This is a genomic window from Pseudomonas sp. EL_65y_Pfl2_R95 (assembly GCF_963971045.1).
Taxonomy (GTDB): Bacteria; Pseudomonadota; Gammaproteobacteria; order Pseudomonadales; family Pseudomonadaceae; genus Aquipseudomonas.
The window spans coordinates 1-11,797 of sequence record NZ_CAXAOV010000005.1 but is presented as its reverse complement, the minus strand read 5'-3'; the positions used below and the strand labels follow the sequence as shown (position 1 = coordinate 11,797).

12 protein-coding genes are annotated in these 11,797 nt (G+C 53.7%); 6 read left to right on the top strand and 6 right to left on the bottom strand.

Going from position 1 to position 11,797, the window contains the following annotated elements:
* The first annotated feature begins 6 nt into the window (after positions 1-6).
* Positions 7-1,497, top strand: coding sequence for an AAA family ATPase (locus AACY09_RS15875; protein WP_339489402.1), 1,491 nt, complete (start codon positions 7-9; stop codon positions 1,495-1,497).
* Here AACY09_RS15875 and AACY09_RS15870 read toward each other — a convergent pair.
* The 4 genes from AACY09_RS15870 to hemJ all read right to left on the bottom strand — a co-directional run bounded on the left by AACY09_RS15870 (position 1,488) and on the right by hemJ (position 4,894).
* Positions 1,488-2,279: an SDR family NAD(P)-dependent oxidoreductase gene (locus AACY09_RS15870; protein WP_339489401.1), complete on the bottom strand. Its 792-nt coding sequence runs from the start codon at positions 2,277-2,279 to the stop codon at positions 1,488-1,490. The genes AACY09_RS15875 and AACY09_RS15870 overlap by 10 nt on opposite strands.
* A 62-nt stretch (positions 2,280-2,341) precedes the next feature.
* Positions 2,342-3,304 (bottom strand): DUF805 domain-containing protein, encoded by a 963-nt coding sequence (locus AACY09_RS15865; protein ID WP_339489399.1) that lies wholly within the window; start codon positions 3,302-3,304, stop codon positions 2,342-2,344.
* Between the two features lie 155 nt (positions 3,305-3,459).
* Entirely contained in the window at positions 3,460-4,425 is a 966-nt protein-coding gene (locus AACY09_RS15860) for an NAD(P)H-dependent flavin oxidoreductase (RefSeq protein WP_339489398.1), read from the bottom strand.
* Positions 4,426-4,465: 40 nt separating this feature from the next.
* Positions 4,466-4,894: a protoporphyrinogen oxidase HemJ gene (gene hemJ / locus AACY09_RS15855; RefSeq protein ID WP_339489397.1), complete on the bottom strand. Its 429-nt coding sequence runs from the start codon at positions 4,892-4,894 to the stop codon at positions 4,466-4,468.
* 135 nt (positions 4,895-5,029) lie between these two features.
* On the opposite strand from hemJ, the gene argC reads away from it, so the two are divergent.
* From argC to erpA, 4 genes are all read left to right on the top strand, one after another.
* Complete coding sequence (gene argC, locus AACY09_RS15850) at positions 5,030-6,064, top strand: N-acetyl-gamma-glutamyl-phosphate reductase (protein ID WP_339489396.1); 1,035 nt, start codon at positions 5,030-5,032, stop codon at positions 6,062-6,064.
* Positions 6,064-6,798 (top strand): DUF6776 family protein, encoded by a 735-nt coding sequence (locus AACY09_RS15845; protein ID WP_339489395.1) that lies wholly within the window; start codon positions 6,064-6,066, stop codon positions 6,796-6,798. The genes argC and AACY09_RS15845 overlap by 1 nt, the downstream gene beginning before the upstream one ends.
* A 9-nt stretch (positions 6,799-6,807) precedes the next feature.
* Positions 6,808-7,233: a bactofilin family protein gene (locus AACY09_RS15840; protein ID WP_339489394.1), complete on the top strand. Its 426-nt coding sequence runs from the start codon at positions 6,808-6,810 to the stop codon at positions 7,231-7,233.
* 73 nt (positions 7,234-7,306) lie between these two features.
* Positions 7,307-7,657, top strand: a complete 351-nt coding sequence (erpA, locus tag AACY09_RS15835; protein WP_010486164.1) for an iron-sulfur cluster insertion protein ErpA — start codon at positions 7,307-7,309, stop codon at positions 7,655-7,657.
* A gap of 86 nt (positions 7,658-7,743) precedes the next feature.
* On the opposite strand, the gene AACY09_RS15830 is transcribed toward erpA, so the two are convergent.
* Positions 7,744-8,835 carry an anhydro-N-acetylmuramic acid kinase gene (locus AACY09_RS15830; protein WP_339489392.1) on the bottom strand — a complete coding sequence of 364 codons (1,092 nt, stop codon included), beginning with the start codon at positions 8,833-8,835 and terminating at the stop codon, positions 7,744-7,746.
* Positions 8,836-8,840: 5 nt separating this feature from the next.
* Positions 8,841-10,250: an OapA family protein gene (locus AACY09_RS15825; RefSeq protein ID WP_339489389.1), complete on the bottom strand. Its 1,410-nt coding sequence runs from the start codon at positions 10,248-10,250 to the stop codon at positions 8,841-8,843.
* A 221-nt stretch (positions 10,251-10,471) separates the two neighbouring features.
* On the opposite strand from AACY09_RS15825, the gene tyrS reads away from it, so the two are divergent.
* Positions 10,472-11,671 carry a tyrosine--tRNA ligase gene (gene tyrS / locus AACY09_RS15820; RefSeq protein WP_339489387.1) on the top strand — a complete coding sequence of 400 codons (1,200 nt, stop codon included), beginning with the start codon at positions 10,472-10,474 and terminating at the stop codon, positions 11,669-11,671.
* The last annotated feature ends 126 nt before the right edge of the window (positions 11,672-11,797 follow it).

The following is an 11,797-nucleotide window of genomic DNA, read 5'->3' as shown; positions in this document are numbered from 1 at the left end:
GTTGCATTGAAAAACGACATACACGACCTCGGCTTGGTGCTCGACTCGAAAATCAAATTGGTTTTGATCGAGTCGTGGGATGAGATGCGCGTTCTGCAAACCCTGACCAGCCTGGCGGTTAAGCGTGGGTTAGGTTTGTACACCTGGGCAATCACTGAGGGTATCCAGCATTTTGGGTTTGCAACGCAGGCGCCTAGCGGGGAAAGCTCCCTTGAACCTGAATCAGCACTGAGGTTGATCAAGGCTGATCCGCAGCCGAACCTTTACGTTCTATGTGATTTGCACCCCTTTATGCTGGATAACCCAAAGCTGGTGCGCCTGCTTAAAGAAATTGCCATGGATGAAAGCCCGCATAAGCCAACAGTGGTTCTGGTCTCCCATGCATTCCCGCTGCCGCCTGAAATCCAGCGCTACGCCGCCCGTTTCAGCCTGGCATTGCCAAGCGAGGATGAGTTGCTGGCGATTGTCCGCGAAGAAGCCGCGCGCTGGAGCGAACGCAACCGAAATACCCGTGTCCGCACCGACAATCGTACATTGCAGCAGGTGGTCAAGAATCTACGCGGGATGAGCCACGCAGAGGCGCGCATCCTGGCGCGCAAGGTCATTTGTGATGATGGTGCTATTACTCAGGAAGATTTACCGGAGTTGAACAAGGCCAAGTCGCAACTGCTTGATCTTGAAAGCGTACTCAGCTTTGAGTACGAAACCGCGCACTTTGCCGATGTCGGCGGTTTGGAGAACCTCAAACGCTGGCTGGCCGATAGGCAAACTGCGTTTATCGAGGCCACAGCGCAAGACTTACCTAAAGGCGTGCTACTTGTTGGCGTCCAAGGTGGCGGTAAAAGTCTGGCCGCAAAAGCAATTGCCGGTCTCTGGGGACTGCCGCTGCTGCGTCTGGATTTTGCCAGCCTGTATAACAAGTTTTTTGGTGAAACCGAACGCAACTTGCGTGAGGCCCTGAAATTGGCCGAGCAGATGTCACCGTGCGTGCTGTGGGTCGATGAAATCGAGAAAGGCTTGGCCAGTGGTGATAATGACGGTGGCGTGAGCCAACGAGTATTGGGAACGCTGCTCACGTGGATGGCCGAGCGTAAATCTCCGGTATTTATGGTTGCGACTGCAAACGTGATAGAGCGGCTCCCCCCGGAATTGGTGCGCAAAGGGCGCTTCGATGAAATGTTTTTTGTCGATTTGCCGAATGCGGCTACCCGTGCAGAAATTTTCAGCATCCACCTTAAACGTCGTCAGCTTGAGCCCCAGCAATTTGACCTGGAGTTGCTGGCGAGTGTCAGTGAGGGCTTTTCCGGCGCCGAGATCGAGCAGTTGGTAGTCAGCGCTCTTTATGTCGCGCAGGCGCGGCAGCAGTCAGTTGATATGGCCCTGCTTCAGCAAGGGATTCAGAGTACGTCGCCACTGTCGGTGGTGATGGCTGAACATCTCACTGCATTGCGCAACTGGGCAAAAGATCGAACCGTAGCCGCCAGCGATCAACTCTGAGCTAGAAAATGGCGATTGAGACGCGCACTGATTCTTCTCACTAGCCAGCGCGGCCCTAATTTGGGCGAAAGGGCCAACAAGCGATTGCGCCATCCAGGAATAATGATCGCTCGGTTCTTGTCCAGTGCCCGAACGGATATCAGAGCAACTTCTTCCGCGCTCATCATCAATTTGCTATTTCGCAGTCGCCGGTCATCCAGCGCTGCTTTGGCGAAAAATGCGCTTCGCGTTGGGCCGGGGCAGAGCACGGATACCGCCACGCCATGTTCCTTGAGCTCTTCGCGGAGCGCTTCGGATAAATGCAACACATAGGCTTTGCTGGCGTAGTAGTTGGCCATCCACGGACCTGGCTGAAAAGCCGCGACAGAGGCGACGTTAAGAATCTGGCCGTTGCCTTGGCCTGCCATGATGTTGCCGACGCAGTGGCACAGCCGCGCCAGTGCGAGCATGTTGACCTCAATGAGCTGTTGTTCTTGTTGCCAGTCCTGGGCCACGAATGCGCCGGAAGTCCCCAGCCCTGCATTGTTAACCAGCAGATCAATGGAGTAGGTGCCTTCCTCCAACTCCATTAACAAACCCGTTAACTGGATCGGCTTACTCAGATCACAGGCGCGGATTAACACCTCTACCGAAAAGCGTTGCGCTAATTCTGCGGCGACGCTTTCCAACGCATCACGTTGGCGGGCGACCAAGAGTAAGTTGCGTCCGCGCCTAGCGAGTGCCTCAGCGAGCGCTAAGCCTATTCCGCTAGTTGCTCCAGTAACCAGGGCATATCGAGACATCAGGCAGTTCTCCGTGATGGGGTCAACGGCGACCCCATGCAGTTAAGGCGATTTGCCTTATCTTACGGCTCTAGACCTGTGAATGCTGTAGGCATAGCGATACCGGCAATAACCCCAGCGATAATCAACGCAATCCACAGGCAAGCAAGCACCTTAACTGCAGTGCTGTTCGCAGGCGGCATTGGGCCGTAACGGTTGGGCCCTTTGGTGCCGGGCATGACGACCATTAGCAGACTGAAGACGCTGCCGACGACGGGAATTACGGTTATGAGTAAAAGCCAGCCAGACCAACCGAGATCGTGCAGGCGCTGGACGTTGATCATCACCCCGACAACTATCACTGCGATACCGACGACGAGCATCAAGATCCCGCCGATAATTGCCGACAGTGCGAAGCCTGCTGCGGCGATACCAAATAGCGGCGCGCAAACGAGCATCAACACCAACGTCCAGGCCAAGAAGCGTAAGCGCCCAATACGACCATCGGTGGTGAATGGCTTAAGCTCGCCAAATTCAGGCAGACGCTCGCCCACTGGAGCTTGAGGTGGGGCGTAGGGTGTATGCGCCGCAGGTGCTGGTGCCGCAGCAACTGCGGGCGCCGCTACAGGTGCACTTTTTGCAGCCTCTTCCTGTGCCGCTTGTCGCGCCAAAAACTTCTCGATAACAATGCCGCATGCCGAGCACTCGATGGCTTTAGCCTGTTGATGCCCACATTTTGGGCACGTCATCGTTTCCGGTGAATCAATCGTTTGGCTATGATCTTCGGTATCAACCAGCGAAAGGCTCGCCGCCAGATCAGGTTCCTTGCGCGCTTTAGCGCCGGCACGCTCAAGAACAGCAATGTACTTGTCCGCCTCGTCTTCAAGCAGGTCGCGCTTAAGGGCGATGGAGCTACCGCTAAACAGTGTGTTGATGCGGGCGTTGTCACTCTTGAACAACTTGGCCAGATTGTCTTTCGCGGTCTCCAGTGCCACGTCGGGCATCAACTCACCATTGAAAACAATCTTAAAGCGGGCTTGTGTCATGCGAGCATCCTTGTCGGCGCTAGTGTGTCGTTAGGGATAGCTGGTCGCGCCGTTCGCGCACAGCTTGGAATATACGGACGGACTTTCATGGCACATGTTGGTTAACAGCGATGTGCCATTGAGAATATTGATGGCAATTTGCCCTTGGGCAGTGATTATTGATGCCCTTGGCGCTGTTGTAAACGCAGTGTGCGTTCTTGAGCGACCTTATACTCGTGATCCAGTCGTGCAATTAGCGATTTAACGTCCGGGACCTCATTGATTTCGCCTACACCTTGCCCTGCTGACCACACGGTCTTCCATGCTTTGGCTTCATCATTGATCGGCTTGAGTTTATCGCCGTAATTGACTTCACCTTTATGCTGCAGCTTCGCCATATCGTAGCCGGCGCGCTCTAAACTTTGGCGCATAAAGCTGGCCGGAATACCGGACACTGCTGGGGTGTGGATGATGTCCGCGGCTTTAGCCTGAGTAATCATCTGTTTGTATTCGGTTTCGGCATCACTCTCTTGTGTGGCTATAAAGCGGGTGCCCATGTAGGCCAAGTCGGCGCCAAGGATTTGTGCCGCTAAAATCTCATGACCGTGATTAAGGCAGCCGGAGAGCAGCAAGGTTTTATCGAAGAACTGACGCAGTTCAGCAATCAGGGCAAAAGGGCTCCAAGTGCCTGCATGGCCACCGGCACCGGCCGCAACTGCAATAAGTCCATCGACACCGGCTTCGGCTGCCTTTTCTCCATGACGACGGGTCGTCACGTCGTGAAATACTAGGCCGCCGTAGCTGTGAACTGCATCGACGACTTCTTTTACCGCGCCCAGGCTGGTGATAACAATGGGCACGCGCTTCGCTACACAAATCGCTAGGTCGGCCTGCAGGCGGGGATTTGTGCCATGCACGATTAGGTTCACCGCATAGGGGGCGGCACTGTCATCGAGTCCGGCTTCTATTTCATCAATCCATGCGCTAAAGCCACTGCTCTCGCGTTGGTTAAGGGCCGGAAAGCTGCCGACAATCCCGTTATTACAGCAGGCAGTCACCAGTGCGGGATTGGAAACCAGAAACATCGGGGCGGCAACGACTGGCAGGCGTAAGCCTTGTTCAAGCAGTTGGGGTAATGACATCACTGCACCTTATTGTAAGTTGTTGAGGGTTGGGATGAAGTCAGAACGGGCGGACGATGACCAAGATAACAATGCCAATTAATGCCAGCACCGGTGCCTCGTTAAACCAGCGGTAAAACACATGGCTGCGGCTATTCTCGCCTAAAGCGAAGCGCTTAAGTTGTGCACCGCACATATGCTGATAACCGATCAAAAGTATGACGAATACTAGCTTGGCGTGCATCCAGCCTTGGCTGAAGTAATAGCTTGGGTTCAGGCTGATCAGCGCAGCACCAAAGATCAGGGTGGCGATCATGGCCGGGGTCATGATGCCGCGATAGAGTTTGCGCTCCATGATGCAGAATCGCTCTCGGCTGGCACTGTCTTCACTCATGGCGTGATAAACGAACAACCGCGGCAAATAGAACAGCCCGGCAAACCAGCAAACCATCGAAATTATGTGTAAGGCCTTGAGCCACAAATAAAGCATTTAGGCGATCCTGAAGAAATATATATCCGCGATAGTAGTGCTCCGATACGCATACGTCATCACTGCTAGTTGGCCGTAACGTCTTAGGGCTTTATTATCAAAGGCTTTCCAGTGGCTTTCTGTAGGGGGCAAGTAATGATTAAGGTCGGAATCGTTGGCGGCACGGGTTATACCGGCGTCGAACTGCTGCGTTTATTGGCGCAACATCCGCAAGCTCAAGTCACCGTCATTACTTCGCGCTCTGAAGCTGGGCTACGCGTTGATGAGATGTATCCAAACCTGCGCGGGCACTACCCCGATTTGGCATTTAGCGTGCCGGATGTGGAAACGCTGGGTGCTTGTGACGTGGTGTTTTTCGCCACGCCCCACGGCGTTGCGCATGCACTGGCTGGCGAACTGCTTGATGCCGGAACAAAAGTCATCGACCTATCGGCTGACTTCCGTCTGGAAAACGCTGAAGAGTGGGCGCAATGGTACGGCCAGCCACATGGGGCTCCCGAGTTACTGGCTGAAGCGGTATACGGCTTACCAGAGGTCAACCGTGAAGCAATCAAGGGCGCGCGCTTGATTGCCGTTCCAGGTTGCTACCCCACGGCAACTCAGTTGGGTTTTATTCCGCTACTTGAGGCCGGCTTGGCCGATCCAAGCCGCTTGATTGCGGATTGTAAATCAGGTGTTAGTGGTGCCGGCCGAGGTGCCAGCGTGGGGTCTTTGTTCAGTGAGGCTGGCGAGAACATGAAGGCTTATGCGGTTAAAGGCCATCGTCATTTGCCTGAGATCAGTCAAGGCTTGCGCCGCGCTGCGGGTCAAAACGTGGGACTGACATTTGTACCCCATTTAACACCTATGATCCGTGGCATTCACTCAACGCTGTACGCGACAGTGGTTGATACCGACGTTGACCTGCAGGCGCTGTTTGAAAAGCGTTACGCCAACGAGCCTTTTGTTGATGTAATGCCTGCAGGCAGCCACCCGGAAACCCGCAGTGTGCGTGGCGCCAATGTGTGCCGGATAGCCGTGCACCGCCCGCAGGGTGGCGAACTGGTGGTGGTGCTTTCGGTGATCGATAACTTGGTCAAAGGCGCATCGGGCCAAGCCGTTCAGAACATGAACATCATGTTTGGTTTTGATGAGCGAGCAGGCTTATCGCATGCTGCTTTGCTGCCGTAATGGCGGGTTGGGAAGTACGTCCAAGCGGTCCTGACCGCTCAGGACGGGTGCGTGTTCTTGTACTGCTGCTGCTCCTTGCTTTACCGGCGGCGTTTTACGCCGGCATGCAATGGCAACTGCAGCAGGCTGAATCGATTGCAGCTGAAATCAAACCAATGGCAAAGCGCATTGCTGAGCAAGAAAGTCAGCTGGATGACTTGCACGCTCAGATGGCCATCGCTGTGAGCGGAGCAAGCGTTGCAGAGAAGGCCAACGAACAAAATCGCCTGACCATTAAGCTACTTGAAGAGCAAATCTTCAAAGAACAGCAGGATTTGTCATTCTATAAAGGTGTACTGGCACCGGCAAGCCGACGAGAAGGTCTGCGAATTCGCAAGTTTGAGCTGCAGGCAACGGAAAACCCCCAGCGTTTTCGCTACAAGTTGCTGCTTAGTCGTGTGGGTAAAGATGACAAACCCTTAAATGGCCAGTTGCACATCACTGTCGAGGGCAGCCAAGGGGCCAAGGACAAGGTTGTACTTGAGCTTTCTAGTCTTACGGATGATGAGTTTGTGCCATTTAAAGACAAGCTGATCCCATACACCTTCAAGCATTTCAAGTCGATTCCGGAGGCCGGACGATTTGCTGAGCTTGAATTGCCCGACGGTTTTGAGCCGAATCAGATACGAGTGCGCGCCGAGATCAAAGGCGAGAAACCGCTGGAGCGCACATTCAAATGGTTAGACAAAGAGTAAGCAGCCCCCATGTGGAATAAAAATAAATCCAAGCCTGATTTGCAACGCTTTAGCGGTAAGACCAGCCTGATTTCAGCGGGTGCGGCACTGAGTGGTGATTTGAAATTTTTGGGTGCCGTGCAGGTGGACGGGCAGGTCATCGGTAACCTGGTTACCAGTGAGGGTATGGTCCGTATCAGTGTTGAGGGCAAGGTTGAAGGTGAGATCCGCGCCCCCCATATAGTGATAGACGGCGAGGTGGTGGGCAATGTCTACGCCAGCCAGCATCTTGAACTTGGTTCACGGGCTAGGGTGCAGGGCAACCTCTATTATGGCTTGATGGAAATGGCCATGGGCGCGCAGATTGAGGGCAGCTTGTGCCATTTAAAAGATCAGGCGCGACCGCTCGAGCTGCCAGAAAATATAGTCGATGATGAACCAGAGGTTGTACAATAGTTGACCGCTTTTGTAGGGTAAGCGGATAATAGCCGCAACGCAGTATGGCGCTTAGCGCCGGGAGATAGTCAGCATGAGCGTCGAAACCTTCACCCCCACGGCTTTGCAATTTACTCAAGGTGCTGCAAGCAAGGTGAAGAGCCTGGTTGACGAGGAGGGTAATCCTCGTTTGAAACTGCGTGTGTTTGTCACAGGCGGTGGTTGCTCTGGCTTTCAGTACGGTTTTACCTTTGATGAAGAACTCGCGGATGATGACACCATCGTCGAGCGCGAGGGCGTTAGCCTTGTGGTTGATCCAATGAGCTTCCAGTATCTGGCAGGCGCTGAAGTCGATTATCAAGAAGGGCTTGAGGGCTCACGGTTCGTGATCAAGAATCCTAATGCCACCACCACCTGTGGCTGTGGCTCGTCCTTTTCGATTTAAAGGGCATGCTTTAGTCAGGTGTATAAAGCTGTTGGACATTAAAAAGCCGCGACTATCGCGGCTTTTTGGTACCTGCGCGTCGTTGCTCAGACAGGGTAGATAGCGCCGAGTACGCGCAGGCCGCTGGCGCCAGTGACGCTCGGGCGGTTTGCGCAAATATTCTCCAGGCAGCAATGAGCTAGCCAGGCAAACGCCATGGCTTCAACCCAGTCAGCAGGCACGCCATAGGCTGCCGTGCTGGCAACCCGGCATTTAGGCAGAAGTTGAGCCAAGCGCTGCATTAGCGCCGAATTGTGCGCACCGCCGCCGCAAACCAGCAGCTCTTGGGTATCGGATTGGGCTGCCTGCAAGGAATCAACGATGCTTTGCGCCGTCAGTTCGAGCAAGGTTGCCTGGATATCTTCAGCTTTATAGCTGGGCAAGGTTTGCAGTTGTTGTTCCAGCCATGCCAGATTAAACAGCTCGCGCCCGGTACTTTTGGGGCCCTTGGTTTGGAAGAAGGGATTGCCATAAAGTGTTTTGAGTAAATCTGCTTGAACTTGGCCACTGGCAGCCCATGCCCCGTTCCGGTCATAGCTGAGCTGTTGCTGGCGCTGAATCCACGCGTCGAGCAGCACGTTGCCGGGACCAGAGTCGAAGCCGTGAACATGGTCATCCGCTTCAATCAGGCTCAAGTTGCTGAAGCCACCAATATTGAGTACTGCTCGCTGACCTCGGCCTTCACCAAACAAGGCTTGATGAAATGCAGGAACCAGAGGTGCGCCCTGTCCGCCAGCCGCAACGTCGCGGCGGCGAAAGTCCGCAACCACGGTAATTCCGGTGAGTTCAGCGAGAAGGGCGGGGTTATCTATTTGTATGGTGAATCCGCGAGCGGGTTCATGGCGGACCGTTTGTCCGTGGCTTCCAATGGCACGGACAGCTTCAGCTTTCAGGCCCGAGTCGGCCAGTACTGCGGCGACACCTTGGGCGGCCAGTTTGACCCAGCGTTGTTCGGCCAGTGCTGCCCGTGCTAACTCATCAGAGCCTGATGAGCACAGCCCCAGAAGCTCTGCACGCAAGTCATCTGGCATTGCAATGTAGTGGCTGGCGACGAGCCGGGTATTGTCTTGTTGCTCGATTAGGGCGATGTCCAGGCCATCGAGACTGGTACCAGACATCACACCTATATAGTAGGGCATTGGCGTTAACGCTTGTTTTGCGCAAGCAAAGTGCTGCGCTCTTGGTCCATTTGTGCCATTAACGGCTTACTTATCGCCATGAATCGAGCCTTTTCATTTTTAGCGATTGGGTCTGCCATAGGCAGTTTCTGGCTCAGTGGGTCTACGTGAACGCCGTTAACCTGGAACTCATAATGTAAATGTGGACCGGTGGACAGCCCAGTCGTGCCAATGTAGCCAATGATCTGTCCTTGCTTGACGGTGCTGCCGGTACGAATACCTTTAGCAAACCCCTGCATGTGGCCATAAAGTGTACGGTAGCGTTGGCCGTGCTGAATCACGATCGCATTGCCATAGCCACCACGACGTCCTGCCGAAAGAATCTTGCCATCGCCGGTGGCCTTGATCGGTGTGCCACGTGGTGCTGCGTAATCAACACCTTTGTGCGCGCGAATTTTGTTCAGGATTGGATGACGACGGCCGTTGGAGAAGCGCGAGCTGATACGGGCGAAATCCACCGGCGTGCGAATAAAGGCCTTGCGCATGCTCTTGCCGTCAGCACCGTAGTACGTGGTGTTGCCGCGTTTGTCGGTGTATCGCACTGCGGTGTAAGCCTTGCCGCGATTGGTAAAGCGTGCAGAAAGAATATTACCGCTGCCAACGCGCTTGCCATTGACCAGCTTATCTTCGTAGATCACTTCAAATTCGTCGCCGTTGCGGATATCCATGGCGAAATCGATGTCGTAGCCGAAAATATTAGCCAGTTGCATGGTTAGGCTATGTGGCAGTCCGGAGCGTTGGCCTGCCTGGGACAAAGAGCTGCGAATTACGCCATGGGCATAGGAGTCACGAACTTCAGGCTCAACCAGATCACGCTTGAATGCATAGCCATCGTCGGTTTTGGCGATGCTGACGGTTTCCATGTCACTCAGCTTGCTGGTTAAGCTTTCAAACTCGCCCTTATCGTTGAGTTTGAAATCCAAAACCTGACCCGCTTTGATTTGGGTAAGCTTTTTCGCCTCTTTGCTGCTGCTGAGTACTTCATGCAGTGTGCTGGCGGAGATATTTGCGCGCTCGAACAAGGTCGACAGGGTATCGCCTTTCTCTACAGTTAGCCGGCGTTCGCGTGGGTCTGCGGCGGGCTCTACTGGCTCAGGTGCAACAGAGGCGGTGGCTTCATCTTGTTCTGGGGGAGCGATATTGGCGAATGGGGCGGCTACTGGATCTTCGGGATTGATGAGGTCGGCGGCATCGCTGCCTGGCTCGAACTGCTCTGCTGGGTTGTCCATCTCCAGACCGATGTAGGTCTTTTTGGCTTCTACTTCCCGTGTGGGAAACACCAGAAGGGCAAGGCTGAGGATGGCGGCGACGCCGCTAGCCGCGAGAATGTGGGTTTTGGGGTACAGCGGTGGCTTTTTGCTAGTTATATTTGTCATAGGTGGCTTTTGACTACGAAAAGATGAAAAGAAAAAGATATAAAGTAGGTAGTACATGATGAATATGTACTAACTGTATAAAATATAACCAAATTGCCCTCGAGGCAACCCTCGATGGCAACGCTAAGGTGTAAGTTTGTTTGTCACTTGGCAAAACTTGTCATTTGCCTACGATCTTGTATCGTTGTTCACCTTTATTTTTAGTGGTCATGAGTCCTGCCATGAAGTCGGTTGAAGAGCAGCTAGCGCTGATTAAGCGCGGCGCAGAGGAAGTCTTGGTTGAATCCGAGTTGGTCGAGAAGCTCAAGCGCGGTCAGCCGCTGCGGATTAAAGCGGGCTTTGATCCAACCGCGCCTGATCTGCATCTCGGTCACACCGTGCTTATTAATAAGCTGCGCCAGTTTCAAGAGCTGGGCCATCAGGTGATTTTCCTGATTGGTGATTTCACGGGAATGATTGGCGACCCAAGCGGCAAGAGTGCAACGCGCCCACCCTTGACCCGTGAGCAGGTCTTGGATAATGCCGAAACCTATAAAGCCCAAGTGTTCAAGATTCTCGATCCAGCCAAGACCGAGGTTGCATTCAACTCGACATGGATGGAGCAACTGACGCCGGCTGACTTTATTAAGCTGGCTTCGCAATACACCGTGGCGCGCATGCTTGAGCGTGATGACTTTAATAAGCGCTACACAACCAATCAGCCAATCGCGATTCATGAGTTCCTGTACCCATTGGTCCAGGGTTATGACTCTGTCGCTTTAAAGGCAGATGTTGAGCTGGGCGGCACCGATCAAAAGTTTAATCTGTTGATGGGGCGTGAGCTGCAGCGTTCATATGGTCAGCCATCCCAGTGCATCGTAACCATGCCTTTATTGGAAGGTCTGGATGGTGTGAAGAAGATGTCGAAGTCGCTGGGCAACTACATCGGTATTCAGGAGGCGCCGGGGGCTATCTATAATAAGTTAGTCTCGATGCCTGATTCATTGATGTGGCGCTACTTCGAGTTGTTGAGCTTCCGCTCGATGGACGAGATCAATCAGTTCAAGCGCGACGTTGAGGCGGGTGCTAATCCGCGCGATATCAAAATCAAGCTGGCTGAAGAAATCGTCGCGCGATTCCATGGCGAAGAAGCTGCGGCCAATGCGCACCGTTCTGCGGGTAACCGTATGAAAGAAGGCGAGCTGCCGGACGATCTGCCAGAGATCGAACTGTTATCCGCAGAAGATATGCCTATTGCTGCACTCCTTAATAAGGCGGGGCTGGTCAAAAACTCTGCGGCAGCCCGCGACCTGTTGGGTAATGCAGGCGTGCGTGTCGATGGTGAAATCGTAGAGCGCACCTATATAGTCAAGCTGGGCACAACGCAGGTTGTGCAGGCGGGTAAGAAGGCTTTTGCACGAATTAGCTTAAAAGCCGAATAAAACCCTTGACGGCAAATCTGAGGTGCCTATAATGCGCACCTCTTCCGGCGTAGACCTCTCGGAAAACCTCTTGTAAAACAAGAAGTTAGCTTAAAAAGAGGGGTTGCAAAGCAACGAAAGTTGTGT